The organism is Streptomyces sp. x-19, assembly GCF_046549115.1.
Lineage (GTDB): Bacteria > Actinomycetota > Actinomycetes > Streptomycetales > Streptomycetaceae > Streptomyces > Streptomyces albulus_C.
Genome location: NZ_JAJPWK010000002.1, coordinates 279811 through 303014, shown reverse-complemented (window position 1 = coordinate 303014; position 23204 = coordinate 279811). Strand labels below are relative to the sequence as shown.

Genomic DNA, 23204 nt, shown 5'->3' with positions numbered 1-23204 from the left:
TCCGAGCGGACGTACTCCGTCGTCGTCACCGCCGGCAGCGGTCCGGTCGGGGCGGCCGGAGCGAACTGGGGGGACCTGGCGTGGGCTTCATGGACCGCGTACGCGGCGAATTCATCGACATCATCGAGTGGACCGACGACAGTCGGGACACCCTCGTGTGGCGCTTCCCGCGCTTCGAGAACGAGATCAAGATGGGCGCCAAGCTCATCGTGCGCGAGTCGCAGGCCGCCGTCTTCGTCAACCAGGGCCGGATCGCGGACGTCTTCGCGCCGGGCATGCACGAGCTGCAGACCGGGAACCTGCCGATCCTGTCGACGCTCCAGGGCTGGAAGTACGGGTTCCACTCGCCGTTCAAGGCGGAGGTCTACTTCGTCACGACCCGGCAGTTCACGGACCTGAAGTGGGGCACGCAGAACCCGGTCACGGTCCGCGACCCCGAGTTCGGCATGGTGCGGCTGCGAGCGTTCGGCGGCTACGCGGCGCGGGTCACCGACCCGGGCCGGCTGATCACCGAACTCGCCGGCACCGACCCGCAGTTCCGCACCGAAGAGGTCGAGGAGTACCTGCGGCAGCTGATCGTGGGGCGGCTCGGCACGCTGCTGGCCAGCTCGGGCATCCCGATGCTCGACCTCGCCGCGCGCCAGGCCGAGCTCGGCGACCGCCTGGCGAAGGCACTGACGGACGAGGTGGCGGCCTCGCACGGCCTGTCCATCCCGAAGTTCATCATCGAGAACATCTCGCTGCCGCCCGAGGTCGAGCAGGCCATCGACGCCCGCAGCCGCATGGGCATCATCGGCAACGTCGACAACTACGCGCGCCTCCAGGCCGCGGACGCGGTCCGGGACGCGGCGAACAACCCCGGCGGCGCCGGCGAGGGCGTGGGCCTGGGGCTGGGCATGGCCGCCGGTCAGCAGCTGGCGCAGGCGTTCGCGCCCCAGCAGGGCCAGCAGCCCGCCGCGCCGGCCGCTCCCGCCCCGGGCGGCGGGGCCGTGCCGCCGCCGCTGCCCGGTCAGCAGCAGTACCAGTGGTACGTGGCCGTGGACGGCCAGCAGCAGGGCCCCTACGACCACGCGACGTTCACCGGGCACATCGGCTCGGGCGCCATCCGGCGCGGCATGCTCGCCTGGCGCGAGGGGATGGCGGCGTGGCAGCCCGTGGAGAACGTGCCGGAGCTCGCCCCGCACTTCCGTGCCACCCCGCCGCCGCTGCCGCCGCAGGCGTGACGCACCGCCAGGAGGCCGTGACCCCATGAGCTACCAGCCGTACCAGCCGCAGCAGCCGTATCCGCCCCAACAGCCTCATCCCCAGCAGCCTCCGCAGGGGTACCCGCCGCCGGCGCCCCAGCAGGGGTACCCGCAGCAGGCACCGCCGCAGGGGTACCCGCCTCAGGGGTACCCGCCCCAGGCACCGCCGCAGCCGTACCAGCAGCAGCCCCCGCAGCAGCCACAGCCCCCGCAGGCCGGGCAGGACGGGCAACAGCCGCAGTCCTACGCGTGTCCGAGCTGCGGTTCCACCGCCGAGTACGCCCCGGGCACCAACGTGCTGCGCTGCCCGAACTGCCGGTTCGAGCAGCCCATCGCACCCGTCAACCGCGAGGTGCGGGAGCACGCCTGGGAGGAGCTGGCGGGCCTGGCTCCCAAGCCGACGGCGGCCGGCGGGCAGGTCCTCACGTGCCCCGGTTGCGGTGCGGCCAACGAGACCTCCGCGCTCTCCGGCCGCTGCCAGTTCTGCGCCACGCCACTGGTCGCCTCGACCGCCGGGGACCGGATCGTGCCCGAGGGCCTGGTGCCGTTCCGGGTGAACAAGCGGGACGTGCACGACAACCTCGGCAAGTGGGCGAAGTCCCGCTGGTTCGCGCCGAACAGCCTGAAGAAGGTGAACGCGGCGGAGACCCTGCACGGGACGTACGTGCCGCACTGGACGTACGACGCCGCGACCGCGACCGCCTACAGCGGCGAACGCGGCGAGGAGTACACCGTCGGCACCGGCGACAACAAGGAGACCAAGGTCCGCTGGTACCGGGTCAACGGCACCGTCCAACGGTTCTTCGACGACGTCCTGATCCCCGGTGTCGGGCACGTCCCGGCCGACCGGCTGGAGGCACTGGAGCCCTGGCCGCTGAAGCAGGCCGTGGCCTACCAGGAGGCGTACCTGGCGGGCTTTCGGACCCTGCGGTACGACGTCGAGCCGGAGGCGGGCTTCCAGAACGCCCAGCAGAAGATGGCCAAGGTCATCGAGAAGGACTGCAAGCGGGACATCGGTGGTGACCGGCAACGGCTGCACTCGGTGGACACCAACTACGGGTCGGTGACCTACAAGCTCCTGCTGCTGCCCGTGTGGTTCGCCTCGTACGTCTACAACGGCAAGCAGTGGCAGGTCATGGTCAACGCCGAGACGGGCGAGGTGACCGGGGACCGTCCCTACAGCCCGTGGAAGATCGCCTTCACGGCCCTCCTCGTGGCCGCCGTGGTGACGACGCTCCTGGTCGTCTACAACATGCACCGCCACTGACCGACGACGCCCACCACGACGTCGACGCGGCGCTCACGAACCCTCGTGAGCGCCGCGTTCGCGCGTGGTCCGGCAGGGGCCGGCGGGCCCTCAGCGCTTGGTGGTGCCGTTGAACAGCGCGCGCGACCAGACGTAGCCGACCAGGGAGATGACGGCGCACCAGGCGAGCGCGAGCCAGCCGCTGTTGCCGATCTCCGAGCCGGAGAGCAGGCCGCGCAGCGCCTCGGTCATCGGCGTGAAGGGCTGGTTCTCGGCGAACCAGCGCAGCCCCGGTGACATCGACCCGGCCGGCACGAACGCCGAGCCGAGGAACGGCAGGAACTGGATGAGCAGCGGCTTGTTGCTCGCGGACTCGACGGTCTTGGAGAGCAGGCCGAGCGCGGTCGACAGCCAGGTCACCGCGAAGGCGATCGCCGCGAGCAGACCGGCGGCGGCGAGCCACTGGAGCGGCGTCGCCCCGGACCGGAAGCCGAGGGCCAGCGCGACGCCCACCACCAGCACGGTGCACGCCATGGTCTGGAGGACGCTGCCGATGACGTGCCCGGTCATGAACGACGAGCGGGTGATGTTCATGGTGCGGAAGCGGTTGATGATGCCCTCGGTCATGTCGGAGCAGACCGCGATCGAGGTCGACATCGAACCGGCCGCCACCCCCATGATGATGACGCCGGGCGTCAGGTACTCCAGATACGCGTCCCGTCCCCCGCCTCCCGGCAGCCCCGCGCCGATCGAGTCCCCGAAGGCGTAGACGAAGAGCAGCAGCATCAGGATCGGCATCATGGCGGTGCCGAACCCCACGGACGGGTAGCGGATCGCGTGCTTGAGGTTGCGCCGCAGCATCGTCATCGAGTCGTGCGCGGCGTGCGCGAGGGTGCTCATCGCCGGGTCTCCTTCACGGGGTGCGGGGTGCCGGTGCCGGTGCCGGTGCCGGTGCCGGTCAGGGCGAGGAACACGTCGTCCAGGTCGGGGGTGTGCACGGAGAAGTCCGCGGCCCGGATCCCGGCGGCGTCGAGCCGGTCGAGCAGGGCCCGCAGCGCGTCGAGGCCGCCGTCGCCGGCCACCCGCAGGGCGAGTCCCTCGTCGTCGCGGACCGCGCCGGGGAAGGCGACGACCGCGCGCTCGTACGCGGCGGGGTCGGTGAACCGCAGCCGGACGTGGCTGCCGGGAATCTGCGCCTTGAGCTCGTCGGCGGTGCCCTCGGCGACGATCCGACCGCCGTCGAGCACGGCGATCCGGTCGGCCAACTGGTCGGCCTCCTCCAGGTACTGGGTGGTGAGGAAGACGGTGGTGCCGCCCGCGACCAGCGCGCGCACGGTGTCCCACATGGTGCGGCGGCTGCGCGGATCGAGTCCGGTGGTCGGCTCGTCGAGGAAGATCACCTGCGGGTCGCCGACCAGCGTCATCGCGAGGTCGAGCCGGCGGCGCATGCCGCCGGAGAAGGTCGCGGCCCGCTTCTGCGCGACGTCCGCGATCTCGAAGCGCCGGAGCAACTCCCGGGCGCGGGAACGCCCTTCACGCTTGCCCAGGCGCAGCAGGTCGGCCATGAGGAGCAGGTTCTCCTCGGCGGTGAGCAGGTCGTCGAGCGCGGCGAACTGCCCGGTGACGCCGATCGCGGCGCGCACCCCGTCCGGTGCGGCGGCCACGTCGTGGCCCGCGACGCGGGCCTGTCCGCCGTCGGCGGCGAGGAGCGTGGAGAGGATCTGCACGGTGGTGGTCTTGCCGGCGCCGTTGGGCCCGAGCAGCGCGAACACGGAACCGGCCGGGATGTGCAGGTCGATGCCGTCGAGCACGGTCTTGTCGCCGTAGGACTTGCGCAGCCCGGTGGCGGAGACGGCGACGGGCGGCTGCGCACCCGAGAATCTTGGCGCGTTCATGACAGTAGCGGACATGGAGCCCTCCCGTTCGAAGGGTGAGGTTGACTGGGACGCGAGTGGGGCGGGGCGGGCGGGGCCGGCGCTCAGGCCCGGGCGCGGCGGACGTCGATGTTGCCCCACTTGGTGCGGGCGCGGACCTCGACGGTGTCCTCGGCGTCGTTCGGGCTCTCGGACGCGGTGAGCGTGTTGCGCACCTGACCGGACTGGGAGCTGACATCGAGCCAGGCGGCGGTGCCCTCGCGGACGCCCACCTCGATGGCGCCGTAGTTGGTCTCCAACTGGACCGTGCCGCGGGCGGCCTCGGCGATGCGCAGGGCGCCGTAGGCGGTGGTCGCGGTGACCGAGCCCTCGGCGCGGGCGACATCGACGTCGCCGTGGGCACCGCTCACCCGCAGGTCACCGGTGACCGCGCCGACGCTCGTCGTGCCGTGCGAGTTCTTCAGGACGGCGGAGCCGTCGACGGTGCCGATGCGCAGGCTGCCGGAGCTGGTGGTGATCTCGGCCGCGCCCTCGACCCGGTCCACGGTCACCGACCCGTGCGACGCGGTCAGGTGCAGCGGCCCGGTGGAGTCGAAGCGCGCGTCGCCCGCGGAGGTCTTGACCCGGACCTCGCCGAGCCGGCCCTCGCCGAGGACCTGGGTCCAGGCGCCGGTCATGTCGACCCGCGAACCCGCCGGCAGCTCGACCGTCACGTCGACGACGCCGTGGCGCCCGATGCGGTAGCGCGGCCTGGGCGTCCGGATGGTCAGCACGCCGTTCGCGTAGCTGACCTCGGTCTGTTCGGCCGCCCGCACGTCCAGGTCCTTCTTCGGTTCGCGGGGGCGCACCTCGACGACGGTGTCGGTGCGGTCGCCCGCGGTGAACTGGAGGGAACCGGCCTCGACATGGGCGACGGCGGCGATCGGCTCGGGGGTGTCGAAAGAAGGCATGGCTGTACCGTCCTCTTGGGTCGTGGAGTCGTCCCCGCTGGTGGGACGTGGTGTGGGTGGAGCGGGGCGGGCGGAGCGGGGCGGGCGCCGGCGCGGCTAGCGGACCCAGCCGGTGAAGCTCTGTCCGAGCGTGCGGGTCTTCTCCGCCGGGCGGCCCTGGCCGCCGCCGACCGCGGCCGACACGGCCCGCACCAGCCACGCGTTGACCGACAGGCCCTCCCGACTCGCGGCCTCCTCGGCACGCGCCTTGAGGTGGGCCGGCAGGCGCAGGTTGACGCGGGCGGTGCCGCCGTCGTCACCGTCGGCGGGGGCCGGGGCGCCGAGGGGTTCGACGGGCGCGGTGGGCTGGGGGGCGGCGACGTCGGTGGGCGGCGGCGTCACCACGAAGTCGGGGTCGAGCCCGCGCAGCCGTACGTCGACGGAGCCGGGGGCGAGTTCGCGGGTGATCTCGTCCATCGCGGCGGAGAGCACGTTGAGCATCGTCAGCCGGGCGGCCGAGTCCAGCGGGGCGGTGAGCCGCTCGGCCAGCTCGCGGGCTTCGTCCCCGCCGGCTTCGGCGGCCACCGCGAGTTCACGGTGGAGGGAGTCGACATACGGCGTGAGGTCCATGACGTCATAGTGGCACCACGATGGCACCACACGCAAGCCCGCGCGGCACCGCACGCCGGGCGAACGCCACCGAAACGGCCCCGACCTGCGAAGACACGGAAAAATTCGATGCGCGCCAGGGTGACACCACAGACGCTCATCGCCCCTCGGGGCGCCACTTCGACACTGGGTGGCACCGACTGGCGCCACGTGGCGCCACATGGCACCAGAGGGCGGGTACCAGAAGGCACCGCTTCGCCGTCAGACGACGCCGCCCCGGTCGCCCCGCTACGACGCCAGCGGAAGCGCCGCCCCCTCGCGCCACTTGAGGATCTTGTCGAAGCTGACCACGGCGCCGGTTCGCCCGGTGCGGTTGCGGTACTGCACGTGGTCGGTGAGCGCCTCGATCAAAAAGAGCCCCCGGCCGTCCTCGGCGTATCCGGGGGCCTGCGCGGGGGCGGGGACGGGGACCGGCGGCAGCGCGCGGTCCGCGGCGGTATGGGGCGGGGCGGCGGGGCCGAAGCCGGGGCCGGAGTCGGTGACCTCGATGCGACAGGTGTCGCCGTCGATGTAGACGGTGACGCGGTAGTCGTCGGTGGTGTCGCCCCCGTGCTCGACGGCGTTGGCACACGCCTCGGAGAGGGCGACCGAGAGGTCGTAACAGATGTCCGGGTCGACGCCGGCGGTCTCCATCGCGCCCAGCAGCAGCCGTCGGGCGAGCGGCACACTCGCGGCCTCCCGCCGCAGGTGGAGGGACCACCAGATGCTCATCTCTCCCGCCTCCTGGCCACGGCTCGACATACCGATACCTATTGCCGGGCCGCAAGGTCGGTAAGCGTCTTCGGGACGTGATACCGCTCATTCGGCGGATGCGAAAAGTGAGCGCACAGGTGTAGGCGTGGTGCCGGGCGTGCGCCACCGCGCGCCCGCTGCGGGACTCCGGACGCCTCTGGTGGGCGCCCCGTGAGCCGCCCGTGCGGTAGCCGCTGAAACCCTGCCGTACACGACGAACGGGGGCAGTGGGATGATGGCGCCCGCCATGACTGCCCCCTCCGTCCCCACAGCGCGGGCGGCCGCCGATCTGCGGCTGCTACGGGCCGCGGTGTTCACCGCGGCCTGCGTCACGCTGTCCGCGGCCGGGCACATGGCCGCTTCGATGGCCGCGGTGCCGTTGTGGACGCTGGGGCTCGCCGCGGTCGCGGTGTTCGCGGTGGTGGCCCCGCTGGCCGGCCGGGAGCGCTCGCTGCCGGGGATCGCGGCCGGACTGGCCGTCGGGCAACTGGCGCTGCACGCGCTGTTCGCGATGGGCCAGCACCCGATGCCGGCCCTGTCCGGGCGGGCCTCCGGCCTCTCCGACCAGGCCGCGGTGGCACTGGCCCGGCACCTGACGTGCGGGCTGGAGGGCGTCCGGCTCGACGGCGGCACGGCACGGCAGTTGCTCGGCCCCGGCGGCCTGGAACTGGCCGGCAACGCCGGGCTGATCGGCGCCGGCGGGCACCCGACGGGTGGGGCCGGCGTGCCGATGATGGCGGGCTGCCTGGCCCCGTCGCTGCCGATGCTGCTCGGGCACCTGCTCGCCGCGCTCGGCCTCGGCCTGTTGCTGCGGCGCGGTGAGGCCGCGCTGTGGCGGCTGGTGCGGCTGTCCGCTCCGGCGGCGCGCGAGGTCGCGGCACGGGCGCTGGTCGGCGCGGTGCGCCGCTCGCTCACGCTGGTCCGGGCGCTGCTCTCGGTGCTCGGCGCGGCGCAGGAGGAGGGCCGGCGCGCCCCCTCGCCGCACGGGGACGCGCCCGGTCCGCAGGACCCTGCGCTCCAGCACAGCGTCATACGACGCGGCCCGCCGTCGGCCGACCGCCTGGCCCTCGCGGCCTGACGCCACGCGCAGCACGCTCCCGAGGAACCCCCGAGGACCACGACGGACCACGGAGAGGGACGGCGGCGCGCGGCGGCCGTGCGCCCCGAGGCCGGGCACCGCACCACGTCACCCCGCAGTCGTTTCCTCCCTTCTCTTCGTGGAGCGTCCACATGACCAAGAAGTCTGGTATGTCAGAGATTTCGGGCGGCGCGTCGTCCTCGGCACGGCGCCTGGCCCGCCGGCTCCCCGTCGTCGGCGGGATCGCGGCCGGCAGCGTGCTGCTGCTGGCCGGCCCGGCCTTCGCGCACGTCACCGTGCAGCCCGGCACCGCCCCCAAGGGCGGCTTCGCCACCGTCAACATCAAGGTGCCGAACGAGCGCGACGACGCCTCGACGGTGAAGGTCGAGGTCTCCCTGCCGACCGACCACCCGCTGACGTCCGTCATGCCGCAGCCGGTGCCCGGCTGGAAGGTCGACGTCACCAAGTCCAAGCTCGCCAAGCCCGTCGAGATGGAGGGCGAGAAGGTCAACGAGGCCCCCTCGAAGATCACCTGGACCGCGGACGGCAAGGGCATCGAGCCGGGGCAGTTCCAGCAGTTCCCGCTCTCGGTCGGCCAGTTGCCCAGCGACACCGACCAGCTTGTCTTCAAGGCCCTCCAGACGTACGACAACAAGGAGGTCGTGCGCTGGATCGAGCCGGCCAAGCCCGGCGGCCCGGAGCCGCAGAACCCGGCGCCGGTGCTCAAGCTCACCGCGGCCGACGCCCAGGACCCGGCGGACGGCAAGAACGCCAAGGGCGACACCACGGCCGCCCCGGCGTCCACCAGCGACACCACGGCACGGGTGCTGGCCGTCGGCGGGATCGTCGTCGGCATCGTCGGCGTCGCGTTCGGCGTGCTCGCCGGCCGTCGCCGCAACGCCTGATCCGCACCCCGCGACCGGACCCGGTCGGACCGGCGCGCCCCACGCGCCGGTCCGGCACCCTCCGGTACGCACCCGTCGATCCGAGAACACCTGACACCCACCGGCCCAGCGCCACGGAAATACCAGGACACACCCGTCATGCGTAGAAGAAAACTGCTGCTGTCCGCCCTGGGGGCGGCCGCCGCACTCGGCCTGACCCTGACCGCCTGCGGTTCCGGCGACGGCTCCGACCAGCCCATCGCCCAGGTCTCCGGCGGGACGGCGGCCAAGCCGATCGTCACCCTCGACAGCCCGATGGAGAAGCCGGACCTCAGCCTCACCGACTCCGACGGCAAGCCCTACGACCTGCTGGAGAAGACCAAGGGCCACCCCACCCTGATCTACTTCGGCTACACCAACTGCCCGGACGTCTGCCCGACGACCATGGCCAACATCGCGGTCGCGGTGAAGCAGCTGCCGGCGGCCGAGCGCAGCGACCTGCGGGTGGTCTTCGTGACCTCCGACCCGGAGCGCGACACGCCCGCCCAGCTCAAGAAGTGGCTCGGCGGCATCAACAAGGACTTCATAGGGCTCACCGGCCCGTTCAACAAGATCCAGCAGGCCGCCCGCAGCGTGAACATCGGCATCGAGGCGCCGGTCAAGAAGAAGAACGGCGACGTGGTCTCCACCCACGGCGCCCAGGTCCTGCTGAGCTCCCCCAAGGACGACAAGATCCACTGGATGGGGATGCAGGAAGCCACCTCCGACAACTACACCGCCGCGCTTCCTCAGATCATCAAGGGACAGAACCCGTGACCCGCCGCACCGCCCCCCGCGCCCGCCTCGCCCCCGTCAGCCGCCGCATAGCCGTCGGCTCCGCGTTCGCCCTCACCGCCGGTCTCGCCCTCGCGGGCTGCGGCGGCGGGGACGGCAAGCCGCAGCTCTCGGTCAGCGGCGCCTACATGCCGCAGCCGGTCACCCAGGACATGGCCGGCGCCTACTTCGTGATCAAGAACGACGGCTCCACCGCCGACAAGCTGACGTCCGTCACCAGCGACCTGTCCAAGGACATCAGCATCCACAAGACCACCGGCAACAAGATGGAGCAGGTCAACTCGCTGCCGGTGCCCGCGGGCGGGGAGCTCACGCTCAGCGCCGGCGGCAACCACCTGATGTTCATGGGCCTGACCCGCAAGCCCACCGCGGGCCAGAAGGTCACCGTCGAGCTGCACTTCGCCACCGCCGACCCGGTCAAGGTCGAGGTCCCGGTGAAGCCCGCCGACTACCGACCGCAGAAGTGACGGTCTCCGCCGCACCGCGGACACCGTGAGAGGAGGGCCCGGCGACGGGCCCGGTGAAGGAAACGGACACCTCATGCCAACGGGAAGGGGAGCGAGCACCATGGTCCTCACCGGCTTCCGGCCGCGACGGCTGCTGGTCGTCGTGGCGGTGCTGTTCGGCGTGCTGGCCGCCGGCGTCGCGCCGGCCGCCGCGCACGCCGCGCTGACCGGCAGCGACCCCGCGCAGGGCTCGGTGGTGGCGCACGCCCCCGAGCAGGTCGCGCTCACCTTCTCCGAGGGTGTGGCGATGGGGAACGACTCGCTGCGCGTCCTGGACCCGCAGGGCAAACGGGTGGACCGCGGCAAGCTGCGCAACCTGTGCAGCGGGAGCGTCGTCAAATACGGCGCGGGGCTCCCGCCGGGGCTCCCCGACGGGACGTACACCGTCGCCTGGCAGGCGATCTCGGCGGACAGCCACCCGGTGTCCGGTGCCTTCACCTTCTCCATCGGGGCGCCGTCCAAGACCGCCGCCGCCGTTCCCCAGCAGCAGGTCGGCGGCGGCCTGGTGGGCGCGCTCTACGAGATCGCCCGCTATCTCGCCTACGCCGGGTTCGTGCTGCTGGTCGGCGGCGCGGCCTTCGTGGTGGCGTGCCGGCCGGCCGCCGCCCGGGTGCGGTCCGTGCAGCGCCTGGTGGTCCGCGGCTGGGCGCTGCTGACCGGCGCCACACTGGCGATGCTGTTGCTGCGCACCCCGTACACCGGCTCCGGCAAGCTCGCCGACGTCTTCGACTTCGGCGGGCTCCAGCAGGTGGTGATGAGCAAGCCGGGGGCCGCGTTGCTCTCCCGGCTGCTGCTGCTCGCCGCGGCGGCGCTGTTCGTGGCGGTGCTGTTCGGCGCGTACGCCCGGCTCCACGCACCGGACGGCACGGACGCCAACGGCACCGACGGCACCGGTGAGGCCGAGGACGCCGAGGACGCCGCCAAGCGGCGCAAGGACCTCACGTTCGGGCTCTCGGTGGGCGGAGCGGTCCTCGCCGCGGGGCTGGCCACCACCTGGGCCGTCGCCGAGCACGCCTCGACGGGGCTCCAGCCGGCCGTCGCGATGCCCGTCGACGTGCTGCACCTGCTCGCGGTCGCCGCCTGGCTCGGCGGTCTGGCGGCCCTGCTGGTCTCCCTCTACTGGGGGCCGCCGGTCGAGCGGACCGCCGTCCGGCGTTTCTCCCGGGTGGCCTTCGGCTCCGTGCTGGCGCTGGTCGCCACCGGCACCTACCAGTCGTGGCGCCAGGTCGGCTCCTGGCACGCGCTGACCGACACCTCCTACGGGCAACTGCTGTTGGTCAAGGTGGGTCTGGTCGCGGTGATGGTGGCCGTCGCCGGGCTCTCCCGCCGCTGGACGGGCCGGCTGACGGCCGCCGCCCAGGGCACGGACCGCACGGAGCGCACGGAACCCACCGCCGCCCCGGCTGACGTGCAGGACGTCTCGAACACCTCAGCCCCTTCGGACACCTCGGACACCTCGGACGCCGAGGACGCGCCGGCGGCGGAAGCGGCCGGTTTCGGCGGCCCCGCCGACCCGGCCCGGGTCGCCCAACTGGCGCGCCAGCAGGCCGCGTTGGCCACCGCACGGAAGAAGCGGATCCGGGACGCCGACCCGGTGCGGCGGGGACTGCGGCGGTCGGTCCTGACCGAAGCCGCCGTCGCGGTGCTGCTGCTCGCGGTGACCACCGCCCTGACCACCACCGAGCCGGCCCGCACCGCGGAGGCCGTCAAGGCCGCCTCGGCCGGCCGCTCCCCCGACGCCAACCAACCGCGCGTGCTGAACGTCCCGTTCGACACCGGCGGCGCGGACGGCAAGGGCACCGCCCGACTCGATCTCGACCCCGGGCGCAGCGGCGGCGGCAACGAGCTGCGGCTGCGGATCGCCGACCCGTCCGGCAAGGCCCGGGACGTCCCCCAGGTGGCGGTCTCCTTCACGCTCGGCGCCAAGAAGCTGGGGCCGCTCCCGGTCGCGCTCCGGCACAGCGGCACCGGCCACTGGACCGCGAGCGGCGTCCAACTCCCGGTCCCGGGACGGTGGCAGCTGTCACTGCTCGTGCGGACCTCCGACTTCGACCAGGTGACCGAGACCAGGAACGTGACGATCGACTGATGAGCAAGCAGCAGGACGCCACCGCCACCCCGCCCGACGACGCCCCCCGCACCCGGCCCGCGCCGGCCGCGGACGACACCGCCCCGCAGCTGTCCCGCCGCCGCCTCCTGGGGACCGTCGGTGCGGCCGGCGCGGCCGGGCTGGTCGTCGGCGGGGCCGGCGGCGCGCTCGGTGCCTCGGCCGCGCAGGGCGACGCCCCGGCGGCGCTGACCACGATCGGGTCGACCGAGGTCCCGTTCCGCACGGCGGGCGCCAAGCACCAGGCCGGCATCACCACCCCGCTCCAGGCCAGCGGCCACCTCGTCGCCTTCGACCTGGCGCCCGGCGCCGGCCGCGCGGAGGCCGCCGCGCTGCTGCGCCGCTGGTCGCAGACGGCCCGGGAGCTGATGGCCGGGCGTACCCCGCAGGCCGACACCGACGTGGCGCGGGACGCCGGCCCGTCCTCGCTGACCGTCACCTTCGGGTTGGGCCGCGGCTTCTTCGACCGGACCGGCCTGACCGCGCGCCGCCCGGTCCAGCTCGACCCGCTGCCCGCCTTCTCCAACGACGCCCTCGACCCCCGGCGCTCCGACGGCGACCTGTGGATCCAGGTCGGTGCCGACGACGCGCTGGTCGCCTTCCACGCCCTGCGCGCCCTGCAGAAGGAGGCGGCGGGGGCCGCCCGGCTGCGCTGGCAGATGAACGGCTTCAACCGCACGCCGGGCGCCACCGCGCGCCCGATGACCGCCCGCAACCTGATGGGCCAGGTCGACGGCACCAACAACCCCAAGCCGTCCGACCCGGACTTCGACCGGCGGATCTTCGTCGGCGCGGACACCGCGCAGGAGTGGATGCGCGGCGGCTCGTACGCGGTGGTGCGCCGGATCCGGATGCTGCTCGACGACTGGGAGAAGCGCCCGCGCACCGAGCAGGAGCGGGTCATAGGCCGGCGCAAGGACAGCGGCGCCCCGCTGACCGGCGGCACCGAGACCACCCCGATGAAGCTGGACGCCACCGGCCCCGACGGGCTCCCGGTCATCCCCGCCGACGCGCACGCCCGGATCGCCGCCCCGGAGGCCAACCAGGGCGCGGCGCTGCTGCGCCGCCCGTTCTCCTTCCACGACGGCTTCCGCGACGACGGCGCCCCAGACGCCGGGCTGCTCTTCGTCTGCTGGCAGGCCGACCCGCTGCGCGCCTTCACCCAGATCCAGCGGAAGCTGGACCGCGGCGACGCGCTGTCGCCGTTCCTGCGGCACGAGGCCAGCGGTCTGTACGCGGTGCCGCCGGCGCCCTCGGACGGCGACTACGTGGCCCAGCCGCTGCTGGAGGGCTGAGCGGGTCGGTCGGGCCCACTCTTCGGAACGCGTCCGCCCGCCACCGGCCCGCTCGGTATCGTGGCAGGGGCAGGGGGAAAGACAGCGGGGCGCTCCCGCGAGCACATGAGGGAGTCCACTCCATGTCGGCCAGTCGCTATACGTATCTCGGTCCCGCGGGCACCTTCACCGAGGCCGCCCTGCGCACCCTGCCGGAGGCGGCGACCCGGGAGCTGGTGCCGATGGTGTCGGTGCCGGCCGCGTTGGACGCGGTCCGGGCCGGGGAGGCCGCGGCGGCGCTGGTGCCGATCGAGAACTCCGTCGAGGGCGGGGTGACCACCACCCTCGACGAACTGGCCTCCGGCGAACCGCTGATGATCTACCGCGAGGTGCTGCTGCCGATCGCCTTCGCGCTCCTGGCCCGCCCGGGGACGGCGCTGTCCGACGTGAAGACGGTGACCGGGCACCCGGTGGCGCAGCCCCAGGTCCGCAGGTGGTTGGCGGCCCAACTCCCGGACGCGGTGTGGGAGTCGGCGGCCTCCAACGCGGACGGTGCGCGGCTGGTCCAGGAGGGCCGCTACGACGGCGCGTTCGCCGGTGAGTTCGCGGCCGCGACGTACGGGCTGGAGCCCCTGGTCGCCGGCATCCACGACGCGCAGAACGCCGCCACCCGCTTCGTGCTGGTCGGCCGCCCGGCCCGGCCGGCGTCGCCCACCGGTGCGGACAAGACCTCGGTGGTGCTGTGGCTGGCCGCCGACCACCCCGGTGCGCTGCTGGAACTGCTCCAGGAGTACGCGGTCCGCGGGGTCAACATGATGCGGATCGAGTCCCGGCCGACCGGTGAGGGCATCGGCCGCTACTGCTTCTCGGTGGACTGCGAGGGCCATGTCACCGACCGGCGGGTGGGCGAGGTCCTGATGGGCCTCAAGCGGGTCTGCCGCGATGTGCGGTTCCTCGGCTCGTACCCGCGGGCGGACGAGGTCACCGCCACCGTCCGACCGCAGGTGACCGACACGGCGTTCACCGCGGCGTCGGATTGGCTGGCGCGCTGCCAGGACGGCCGGGGCTGAACCCAGCCACCCCTCCTGCCCCTCAGGTCACGGGCTGTGACCTGCGCCTTCGGCGGGGCCGGCGGCGCCGTTCCGGCGCGCCGTCCAAGGACCCTCCGCGGTTGTCCACAAAGTTATCCACAGGCTCGCTTCTCGACCTGTGGGTAAGTCGACATCCGGGTCGGACAGAGTCGACATATCACCCTAGCGACCACACACCCCTCCACAGCCGCCCACAATGGATCACCGTGCACCTCGTCAGCACAATTCCCGTAACCAATCCTTTAGGGCGAGGTAATCCCACACGAAAGAGTGCGTGAACGGGGTTTGGGTCAAGAATCCATAGGTGAGCATTTCGGGCACAGAATGATCAATTCCGGCTTCCACAGATCTCACACACAGCCTGTGGATAAGAATCCGCAACCCCCTCCCCCCTGTGGACAACCCGGTGGGAAACCTGGGGACCACACCGGACCAGCCACCGGAAGCCGGGAATCCGCCGCCGCGAATGCCCCTTTTCGCGGCAAGAACCGGGAATTCCGCAGGGCCTTACGATGCGTTACGAAGCGACCTCCGGGAAGGCGCGCGGGGTCGATTCCCCGCCACGGAATAAATAACCGCAAAACGGGCAAATGGCCGCCCCTGCGAATATCACGTCGAGGGCCGGCTGCGGGCCCCGGTAGCCTGGTGGGGTGATTGACCTTCGCCTGCTCCGTGAGGACCCCGACCGTGTTCGCGCCTCCCAGCGCGCCCGTGGAGAGGACGTCGCACTCGTCGACGCACTCCTCTCCGCCGACGAGCGGCGCAGGTCGTCCGGCGTCCGCTTCGACGAGCTGCGCTCCGAGCAGAAGGCGCTCGGCAAGCTCATCCCCAAGGCCAGCGGCGACGAGAAGGCCGAGCTGCTGAAGAAGGCCGGCGAGCTCGCCGCCGCCGTCAAGGCCGCCGACGCCGAGCAGGACGAGGCCAAGGAAGAGACCCAGGCGCTGCTGCGCAAGCTGGGCAACATCGTCCACCCCGACGTCCCGGTGGGCGGCGAGGAGGACTTCACGGTCCTGGAGACGCACGGCACCGTCCGCGACTTCGCCGCCGAGGGCTTCGCCCCGAAGGACCACCTGGAGATCGGCGAACTGCTCGGCGCCATCGACGTCGAGCGCGGTGCCAAGGTCTCCGGCTCGCGCTTCTACTACCTCACCGGCGTCGGCGCCCTGCTGGAGCTGGCGCTGGTGAACGCCGCCATCGCGCAGGCCACCGAGGCCGGCTTCACGCCGATGCTGACCCCCGCCCTGGTGCGCCCGCGCGCCATGGAGGGCACCGGCTTCCTCGGCCAGGCCGCCGAGAACGTCTACCACCTGGAGCGTGACGACTTCTATCTGGTCGGCACCTCCGAGGTCCCGCTCGCCGCGTACCACATGGACGAGATCGTCGACGCGGAGCAGCTGCCGCTGCGCTACGCCGGGTTCTCGCCGTGCTTCCGCCGCGAGGCCGGCACCTACGGCAAGGACACCCGCGGCATCTTCCGGGTCCACCAGTTCGACAAGGTGGAGATGTTCTCCTACGTCGCGCCGGAGGACGCCGAGGCCGAGCACCGGCGCCTGCTGGAGTGGGAGAAGCAGTGGCTGACCGGCCTGGAGCTGCCGTTCCAGGTGATCGACGTCGCCACCGGCGACCTGGGCGCCTCCGCCTCCCGCAAGTTCGACTGCGAGGCGTGGATCCCGACCCAGGGCAAGTTCCGCGAGCTGACCTCGGCGTCCAACTGCAACGAGTTCCAGGCGCGCCGGCTCTCGGTCCGGATGCGCGAGACCGTCGACGGCAAGCCGAAGGTCAAGCCGCTGGCGACGCTCAACGGCACGCTCTGCGCCGTCCCGCGGACCATCGTGGCGATCTTCGAGAACCACCAGCAGCCCGACGGCTCGGTCCGCGTCCCCGAGGTGCTCCGCCCCTACCTGGGCGGCCGTGAGGTACTGGAGCCCGTCACCAAGTGAGCTCCCCCAAGTTCTCAGCTCCGTTCGCACAGGGGGGACCCCCACCAGCCCCGGCGGGTTCGCCGCTGCCGTACAAGCTCATCGCGACGGACCTCGACGGGACGCTGCTGCGCCACGACGAGTCCGTCTCCGCACGCACCCGCCAGGCGCTCGCCGCGGCCACCGCGGCGGGCGCGGCGCACATCGTCGTCACCGGTCGGGCGGTGCCCTGGACCCGGCACATCCTCGACGCCCTGGACTACCAGGGCCTGGCGGTGTGCGGACAGGGCGCGCAGGTCTACCACGCCGGTGAACGGCGGCTGCTGACATCGGTGACGCTGGACCGCCAGCTGGCCGGCCTCGCGCTGTCCAAGATCGAGGCGGAGGTGGGCCCGCTCCACCTGGCGGCGAGCCGCGACGGCCTGGCCGGCGAGGTACTGGTCGGCCCGGGCTACCAGGTCCAGGAGGGCCCGCTGCCCAACGTCCTGATCGACGATCCGGGCGAGCTGTGGGCCGCACCGCTGAACAAGGTCTACATACAGCACCCGACGCTGGACGACGACGCGCTGGCCCGCGCCGCCCGCCAGGTCGCCGGGGACCTGGTCGGCGTCATGGTCGCCGGGCCCCGCATCGTCGAGCTGCTGCCGCTGGGGCTGACCAAGGCCACCGGGCTCTCGCTGGCCGCCCGCCGCCTGGGCATCACCGCCAAGGAGACCCTGGCGTTCGGCGACATGCCCAACGACATCCCGATGTTCGCGTGGGCCGCGCACGGCGTGGCGATGGCCGGCGCCCACGACGAACTCAAGGCCGTGGCCGACGAGATCACCGCCTCCAACGAGGACGACGGGGTCGCGCTGGTACTGGAGCGGCTCTACTCCTGACGCCCGGGCGGGGGCGGCGGCCCGGCCCCGCCCCCGTTGTCGTCCCCCGCCGCCACGTCGGACGGCCCCACCCGCGCCGCCGGCGTCAGCGGCCAGCACGCGAACCCCATGGTCAGCGCTATGGCGTGGCCGAAGTCGGTGAAGGTCGCGCCGGTCGCCAGGGGCACCCCGAAGAAGGCCAGCACGCCGACGAGGTAGCCGTAGCGCCAGGGCGACGGCAGTCGGTAGGTGAGCACACCGGCCGCGGCGGCCAGTCCGTAGGAGACGCCGATGTCCACCACGTGGGTCATCGAACGCGGCAGCTGGTGGCCCTCGATGGCGAGCAGCACCAGTTCCTGGCTGGCCAGGGTGGCCGCGACGTGTGCCGCGCCGACACTCAGCAGCCAGCGCCAACTCCCCATCCAACGCTCGACGTTGGCGTGCACCAGCTCGAACATCACCGCGTAGAGCAGGAACGACCCCGGCTGCTCGATCCAGAACCCGCTGATCAGCAGCGAGGGCACCGGATGCTCGTTCAGCTCGTGGATGTTGCTGCTGGTGCGGTGCAGGAGGAACTGCTCCAGCCCCTCGGAGGCCGAGGCGATCACCAGGCTGGTGACGCCGATGATCAACAGCCAGATGTGGGTGCCGGGTGTGGAGCGCACCCAGTCCAGCACCCAGTTCCACGCCCGGCGGGCCGGGGCGGCGAGGGGTGGGGTCATCGACGGCTCCTCGGGACGGCGGGGCCGACCGCGAAGTACGGGCCGGGCCCCTTGACGTGCCGGATCCGCGGCGCGCTCTCCATGGTCCGCACGCCCGGCAGTGCCGCGACCCGGGTCGTCAGGTAGGTGTAGAGCGCGCCGGTGTCCCGGCACAGGACGGACGCGAAGAGGTTGTGCGGGCCGGTGGTGGCGCCGGCGAAGGCGACCTCCGGATGGGCCGCCAACGCCGCGCCGGTGGCGGCGAGTTCGGCCGGTGCGACGGACAGCCACAGGGCGACCATCACCCCGTACCCGAACAGCCGCAGATCGTAGTCGACGTCGTAGTACAGCACGCCGTCGGCGCGCAGCGCCTCCAGTCGGCGGCGGACCGTGGTGGGCGACCAGCCGGTGGCCGCGGCGAGGTCGGCGAGCGGGGCCCGGCCGTCCCGGCCCAGCGCCTCGAAGAGCCGCCGGTCGGCGTCGGAGAGCACCACCGGTTCGGCCGGCGGGCCCGGAAGGGGGTCCCCGGTGCTCGGACGAAAGTGGGAACGCGGGGGCGGCGGGCTCAACCGGGCGGCCTCCTCGTCGGTCAGCGCACCGGACTTGCTGATCATGCTCTGCGGGCCGCCGTAGAACTCGTGCAGCAGGCAGTGGGCGGTCACGCCGACGACGCGCGGGGTGCGCGGCAGCTTCTGGAGCAGCAGCGTGTCGCTGTGCTCGCTGCTCCCCGACCGGCAGACCGCGGAGATCTCGGTGCCGCCGGACATCAGGCTGACCCAGGAGGTGTCCGGGCGGCGGGCCAGCGCCTCGGCGACCGACACCGCGGCGTCCGGCGCGCACTGCACCCGCACCAGCCACTCCACCTCGCCCAGCGCCCGCGGCTCGGCCAGGCCCAGCACCCGGAGCCCGCCGGAGCCGCGGTGGCGGGCGTAGCGCCGGGCGACCGTCTGGTCGGAGACCCCGAGGACCTCGGCGATCCGGCTGAAGGGGGCGCGACCGTCGGTCTGGAGGGCGTGGATCAGTCGCCGGTCGAGGTCGTCGAAGGGCGCCGGCCGGCCGGCGCTGCCGTCGGTTTTCACCGTTGGAGGCTAACCCGTGTCGGATTGCGCCGCCGGGAACGCCGTGGCTGGGGAAGCGGGCGGGGTACGGCGCAGAGTGGTACCCGGCCGGGCGTCTGCCCGGCCACGTACATGAGCGCACCATCCAACGGAGGACAGGACCATGCGGTACGCACCCGGGCAGGCGCCCGACGGGGGCGACGGCCACGGCAGAGCGCGCGGGAAGTGGTGGCCCCTGGTGGCCATCACCCTCGGCAACTTCATGCTGCTGGTCGACGTGACGATCGTGAACACCGCGCTGCCCCGGATAGCCGACGGCCTGGGCGCCTCCTTCTCCTCGCTCCAGTGGGTGATGGACAGCTACGCGCTGGCGCTGGCCGCGCTCCTGATGGTGGCGGGCTCGGCGGCCGACCTGTACGGCCGGCGCCGGCTCTACGTCGGCGGGCTGGCGCTCTTCGCGCTCGCCTCGCTGGCCTGCGGGCTGGCCCCCGGCGCGGACCTGCTGGTCGCGGCCCGGGTCGTGCAGGGCATCGGGGCGGCGGCGATGTTCGCCACCAACACCCCGCTGCTGATGGCCGCCTACCAGGGCCGGGACCGCGGGGTGGCGTTCGGTGTCTGGGGCGGCACCAGCGGCGCGGCGGCCGCGGTCGGCCCGGTGCTGGGCGGAATGCTCACCGAGTGGACCGACTGGCGGGCGATCTTCCTGGTCAACCTGCCGCTGACCGCGATCGCCATCTGGCTGACCCTGCGCCACCTCGGCGAGTCCTACGGCGACCGGGGCGCGCGGATCGACTGGCCGGGCGCCGGGACGTTCACGCTGTGCGCGGGCGCGCTGACCTACGGGCTGATGCGCGGCGGCGAGCACGGGTGGACCGAGACCGGGACGCTGGTGGCGTTGGTGGTCGCCGCGCTGGCCCTGCTGGTGTTCGTGATCGTCGAGCGGCGGACCGCCGGGCCGCTGTTGGACCTCCGGCTGCTGCGCCGCCCGTCGTTCGCCGTGCTGATGGTGGCGGCGCTGCTGATGCAGGCGGCGGCCTTCCCGTACCTGACGTTCGTCGGGCTGTGGACGCAGGACGTGCTCGGGCTGAGCCCGATCGGGGCCGGGCTCGCGGTGACGCCGATGGCGCTGATGTCGCTGCTGGTCGGCGTGTTCGGCGGCCGGGCGCTTCAGCGGCTCTCTCCCCAACTTCCGCTCGGCATCGGCGTGTTGCTGATCGGCGCGGGGGCGCTGCTGCACGTCGCGCTGCTCGGCTCGGGTGCGAGCTGGCCGGCGCTGGTGCCCGGTCTGGCGGTGAGCGGGCTCGGCGTCGGTGCGGCGATGCCGGTGCTGGTGTCGGCGGCGCTCGGCGCGGCCCCGCCGCAGCGGGCCGGGATGGCGAGCGGCGCGGTGAACACCTTCCGCCAGCTCGGGTTCGCCTTCGGGATCGCGGTCCTGGGGACGGTCTTCGGCACCGCCCTGCGGGACTCCGGGGCCTCCTCCGGCGGCCGGGCCGCGCTCGCCGACGGCTACCTCTCGGGGCTGCGGGACATCACGCTGCTCTCCGGCCTGGCGGCGCTCGCCACCGGCCTGCTGGTCCTCGCCGTGGTCCGGCGCGCTCCGCGGACGGACGGCGGACGGCCGGGCGGCGCGCCCTCGGGTGCACCGTCGAGCGCCGACGGTGCGGCCGGTACCGGCGGTGCGGAGCACGACGACGCCCGGTCGCGTTCGGGGGCGCCGGCGGGGGCGTGACGCCGACGACCCGTATGGGCGGCACCACATGGGCGGCGCCGTACGGGCGGGTCGGCACCCGGAACCGTACGGCCGTCCACGGTTCCGGGTTGCCGCCCAGGGCCCTGCGACGATCGTCCCGGGGCCGCAGACCCAAGTCAATCCTCGGGTTTCCTTCCAAACTCCTTAGTCATGGCTTGGGTTGCCGGTCGGCCGCGCACTAGCGTGGCCGGGTGACCCTCGACGATCTGCGCGCCTTCGTGGCCGTCTGCGAGGCGGGCAGCCTCAGCGCCGTCGCCCGCGACCTCGGCTGCACCCAGTCCGCCGTCAGCCAGCGCGTCAAGCGCCTCGAACGGGAGGCCGGCATCGGCCTGTTGGAGCGCCGGCCGCGCGGCGTCGCGCCGACCGCCGCGGGCCGCATCCTGCACCGCGCCGCCGCCGACGGCCTCGGCGGACTGGACCTGGCGCTGCGCCGGCTGGCCGACATGCGGCGGGGCGACGGCGGGACGGTCCGGGTCACCACCGGGGCGACCACCGTCCGACACTTCATGTCGGACGCGGTGGTCGCCTTCCGGCACCGGCATCCGCACGTCAACCTGGAGTTCCACACCGAGAGTTCCAGCCGCCGCTGCTTCGAGGCGGTCGCGGACGGCGACTCCGAACTGGCCTGGATCACCATCGGGCCGCCCGTGCGGGGCATCGAGCAGCACCCGGTGATCGGCCTGCCGTGGGTGCTCGCGGTCCGCGCCGACGATCCGCTCGCCGCCCGCGCCCACGTCGCACCGGACGAACTGGCCGGCCTCCGCCTCGTCCGGCTGCCGGAGAACTCCACCTCCCGGATGCGCCTCGACGGGCACCTCGGCCACCAGGAGGGCACCCCGGCACCGGCCCCCGCCGTCCCCGGGCCCAGCACCACCAGCGTCGCCGATTGGGACACCGCGCTGCTCCTCGCCGAACTCGGCGTCGGCCCCGCCGTCGTCCCGCGCCTGCCCGGCGACCGGGCCACCGCCGACCATCCGGGCCTGCGGCTGGTGCCGATCCCGGCGCTGCCGCCGCTGACGACCGGGTGGGCGGTGCGCCAGTGGGCGGCGCTCAGCCCGGCCGCCGTGGAGTTCGCCGGGACGGTGAACCGGTGCCTGATGGACGGGGCGCCGCCCACCGGGCACCGGTCACCGACCGCGGGTCCCGACGCCGCGGCCACGGCCGTCGGCACCGTCCCCGGGCCCCGGCCTCAGGCCCGGACGACCGGTTCCTGAATCTCGGTGACCCACTGCTCCTGGTCGTCCGGGCACTCCCGGTACAGCTCGCGGGCGTACCCGGCCGAGCGGTAGCCGTTGCCGTCGATCCCGTGCGCGAGGGCTTGCGCGGTCGGCACGATCCGGCTCATCGGGCCGCGGTGGACGACCGTCGCGGCCAGGTCGAGCCCGGGCAGCGTGACGGTGTCGAAGCCGAGCCCGGCGCCGTCCTCGCCGCGCCGCACGGCCCTCGCCAGCTCCTCCCGGCCGATCGCGACCCCGGCGTGCACCAGCACCGCGTCCCCCGCGCCCCCGGGGCCGGTTGAGCCGGGCGAGCTGGGCCGCCGCGTACGAGCGGTAGCCGGTGACGGGGTCGGTACGGGCCGGCCGCAGCAGTCCGATGGCGTCGTAGTGACGCAGCATCCGGGCCGACACCCGGCCGTACCTGGCGAAATCCCCGATGCTGAACAAGACGCCTTCCAGTGGAGTGGTTCCCACAGTGTCAAGGTCAAGGACGGCCGCAACCCCACGGAGGGGGTGACCACGTCGGTCACGGTCCGTTGCCCGTCCGGGACCACTCCGCGACCGGATCGCGCCACCGTCCGACGGGCCCCGGCCACCGGCGGCAGCATCGCGTCAAGTCCGGTCCCCTAACCGTCAACGAAGCGTCATGGAGCCACGGGGTGCCCCCCGCACCGGGCATAGCGTCTGTGCCGAGCCCCGGCGCACGCGCAGTCCACTGGTCCGGGGCGCCGTCCCGTCGAGGAGCAACGCCGTGTCCCACCCTCTCCACGCGGAAGACCCCGAGCCTGCTGAACGCGTCCCGGCCGGGCCTCTCTTCGTCCCCGTCCGGCCGGGACCCGCGGGCTGCACCGCCCGCCTGTTCCGCACCCCCCTCGGCGGCCGCACCGCCGTCGGCTTCACCTCACCGCAGCGGCTGGCCGAGGTCCTCGGCGGCGGCCAGCCCTGGGTGCGGCTCTCCGAGCCCGCGCTGCGCGCACTGGCCGAACCCCTCGGCGCGGCCACCGTGACCGTCGATCCGCGCTTCACCCCCGACGTCGCGCGGGACGGCCGGCGCCCGGCCGACGCCGCCGGGCGCGCACCGCAGTTCACCCCGGACGCCGCGGGCGATCCGCGGTTCGCACGGGACGTCCCCAGGGACCCGCGCCTGGCTCCCGACGTCCGCCGCGAACCGTGCTTCGCCCCGGGAATCCCCCGGGGCTCCCGGAACAACCAGCTACGGGCCGTCTGAGGA

At 73.4% G+C, this 23204-nt stretch carries 22 protein-coding genes; 14 read left to right on the top strand and 8 right to left on the bottom strand.

All coding sequences use genetic code 11. The features are described from left to right. Positions 1-89 precede the first annotated feature (89 nt). Both ACLJT4_RS05690 and ACLJT4_RS05685 read left to right on the top strand, forming a co-directional pair. Positions 90-1223 (top strand): SPFH domain-containing protein, encoded by a 1134-nt coding sequence (locus ACLJT4_RS05690; RefSeq protein ID WP_411121262.1) that lies wholly within the window; start codon positions 90-92, stop codon positions 1221-1223. A gap of 25 nt (positions 1224-1248) precedes the next feature. After that, entirely contained in the window at positions 1249-2511 is a 1263-nt protein-coding gene (locus ACLJT4_RS05685; RefSeq protein ID WP_411121261.1) for a hypothetical protein, read from the top strand. 90 nt (positions 2512-2601) lie between these two features. Here the strand turns inward: ACLJT4_RS05685 and ACLJT4_RS05680 are convergent, their stop codons facing one another. The 5 genes from ACLJT4_RS05680 to ACLJT4_RS05660 form a co-directional block, all read right to left on the bottom strand. Further along, a complete protein-coding gene (locus tag ACLJT4_RS05680) occupies positions 2602-3390 on the bottom strand; it encodes an ABC transporter permease (RefSeq protein WP_411121260.1) in 789 nt (262 codons plus the stop codon). After that, positions 3387-4385, bottom strand: a complete 999-nt coding sequence (locus ACLJT4_RS05675; protein WP_411121258.1) for an ATP-binding cassette domain-containing protein — start codon at positions 4383-4385, stop codon at positions 3387-3389. The genes ACLJT4_RS05680 and ACLJT4_RS05675 overlap by 4 nt, the downstream gene beginning before the upstream one ends. An 83-nt stretch (positions 4386-4468) precedes the next feature. Next, positions 4469-5314, bottom strand: coding sequence for a DUF4097 family beta strand repeat-containing protein (locus ACLJT4_RS05670; RefSeq protein ID WP_411121257.1), 846 nt, complete (start codon positions 5312-5314; stop codon positions 4469-4471). Positions 5315-5410: 96 nt separating this feature from the next. Continuing rightward, positions 5411-5923, bottom strand: a complete 513-nt coding sequence (locus tag ACLJT4_RS05665; RefSeq protein WP_411121256.1) for a hypothetical protein — start codon at positions 5921-5923, stop codon at positions 5411-5413. A 267-nt stretch (positions 5924-6190) separates the two neighbouring features. Beyond that, positions 6191-6673, bottom strand: a complete 483-nt coding sequence (locus ACLJT4_RS05660) for an ATP-binding protein (protein WP_020931108.1) — start codon at positions 6671-6673, stop codon at positions 6191-6193. A gap of 268 nt (positions 6674-6941) precedes the next feature. Here ACLJT4_RS05660 and ACLJT4_RS05655 point away from each other — a divergent pair, with 268 nt between their 5' ends. From ACLJT4_RS05655 to ACLJT4_RS05615, 9 genes are all read left to right on the top strand, one after another. Further along, positions 6942-7772 (top strand): hypothetical protein, encoded by an 831-nt coding sequence (locus tag ACLJT4_RS05655; RefSeq protein ID WP_411121255.1) that lies wholly within the window; start codon positions 6942-6944, stop codon positions 7770-7772. A 170-nt stretch (positions 7773-7942) separates the two neighbouring features. Next, a complete protein-coding gene (locus tag ACLJT4_RS05650) occupies positions 7943-8677 on the top strand; it encodes a YcnI family protein (protein WP_411121253.1) in 735 nt (244 codons plus the stop codon). 138 nt (positions 8678-8815) lie between these two features. After that, positions 8816-9472, top strand: a complete 657-nt coding sequence (locus tag ACLJT4_RS05645) for an SCO family protein (RefSeq protein ID WP_411121252.1) — start codon at positions 8816-8818, stop codon at positions 9470-9472. Then, positions 9469-9957, top strand: coding sequence for a copper chaperone PCu(A)C (locus ACLJT4_RS05640; RefSeq protein WP_411121251.1), 489 nt, complete (start codon positions 9469-9471; stop codon positions 9955-9957). Before ACLJT4_RS05645 ends, ACLJT4_RS05640 begins: the two co-directional genes overlap by 4 nt. Before the next feature lie 100 nt (positions 9958-10057). After that, positions 10058-12085, top strand: coding sequence for a copper resistance CopC/CopD family protein (locus tag ACLJT4_RS05635; RefSeq protein WP_411121682.1), 2028 nt, complete (start codon positions 10058-10060; stop codon positions 12083-12085). After that, positions 12085-13398 carry an iron uptake transporter deferrochelatase/peroxidase subunit gene (gene efeB, locus ACLJT4_RS05630; RefSeq protein WP_411121250.1) on the top strand — a complete coding sequence of 438 codons (1314 nt, stop codon included), beginning with the start codon at positions 12085-12087 and terminating at the stop codon, positions 13396-13398. Before ACLJT4_RS05635 ends, efeB begins: the two co-directional genes overlap by 1 nt. Before the next feature lie 122 nt (positions 13399-13520). Further along, the gene (gene pheA / locus ACLJT4_RS05625; protein WP_411121249.1) at positions 13521-14447 is read left to right on the top strand and encodes a prephenate dehydratase; all 927 of its coding nucleotides are present in this window, start codon (positions 13521-13523) and stop codon (positions 14445-14447) included. A gap of 671 nt (positions 14448-15118) precedes the next feature. Continuing rightward, the gene (gene serS / locus ACLJT4_RS05620; RefSeq protein ID WP_411121248.1) at positions 15119-16408 is read left to right on the top strand and encodes a serine--tRNA ligase; all 1290 of its coding nucleotides are present in this window, start codon (positions 15119-15121) and stop codon (positions 16406-16408) included. 65 nt (positions 16409-16473) lie between these two features. Continuing rightward, the gene (locus ACLJT4_RS05615; protein WP_038526123.1) at positions 16474-17268 is read left to right on the top strand and encodes an HAD family hydrolase; all 795 of its coding nucleotides are present in this window, start codon (positions 16474-16476) and stop codon (positions 17266-17268) included. On the opposite strand, the gene ACLJT4_RS05610 is transcribed toward ACLJT4_RS05615, so the two are convergent. Together ACLJT4_RS05610 and ACLJT4_RS05605 are read right to left on the bottom strand one after the other, a co-directional pair. Then, positions 17259-17969 carry a rhomboid-like protein gene (locus tag ACLJT4_RS05610; protein WP_411121247.1) on the bottom strand — a complete coding sequence of 237 codons (711 nt, stop codon included), beginning with the start codon at positions 17967-17969 and terminating at the stop codon, positions 17259-17261. The genes ACLJT4_RS05615 and ACLJT4_RS05610 overlap by 10 nt on opposite strands. After that, complete coding sequence (locus tag ACLJT4_RS05605) at positions 17966-19027, bottom strand: Lrp/AsnC family transcriptional regulator (RefSeq protein ID WP_411121246.1); 1062 nt, start codon at positions 19025-19027, stop codon at positions 17966-17968. Before ACLJT4_RS05605 ends, ACLJT4_RS05610 begins: the two co-directional genes overlap by 4 nt. 142 nt (positions 19028-19169) lie before the next feature. Between ACLJT4_RS05605 and ACLJT4_RS05600 the strand changes: the two genes are divergently transcribed. Then, a complete protein-coding gene (locus tag ACLJT4_RS05600) occupies positions 19170-20735 on the top strand; it encodes an MFS transporter (RefSeq protein ID WP_411121245.1) in 1566 nt (521 codons plus the stop codon). Positions 20736-20947: 212 nt separating this feature from the next. Beyond that, on the top strand, positions 20948-21970 hold the full coding sequence (locus ACLJT4_RS05595) for a LysR family transcriptional regulator (RefSeq protein WP_411121244.1): 1023 nt from the start codon (positions 20948-20950) through the stop codon (positions 21968-21970). Here the strand turns inward: ACLJT4_RS05595 and ACLJT4_RS05590 are convergent. Further along, positions 21946-22245: a hypothetical protein gene (locus tag ACLJT4_RS05590; RefSeq protein WP_411121709.1), complete on the bottom strand. Its 300-nt coding sequence runs from the start codon at positions 22243-22245 to the stop codon at positions 21946-21948. The two genes, ACLJT4_RS05595 and ACLJT4_RS05590, sit on opposite strands and share 25 nt — an antisense overlap. Before the next feature lie 479 nt (positions 22246-22724). Between ACLJT4_RS05590 and ACLJT4_RS05585 the strand changes: the two genes are divergently transcribed. Beyond that, positions 22725-23201 carry an SAV_915 family protein gene (locus ACLJT4_RS05585; RefSeq protein WP_411121243.1) on the top strand — a complete coding sequence of 159 codons (477 nt, stop codon included), beginning with the start codon at positions 22725-22727 and terminating at the stop codon, positions 23199-23201. Positions 23202-23204: the final 3 nt, after the last annotated feature.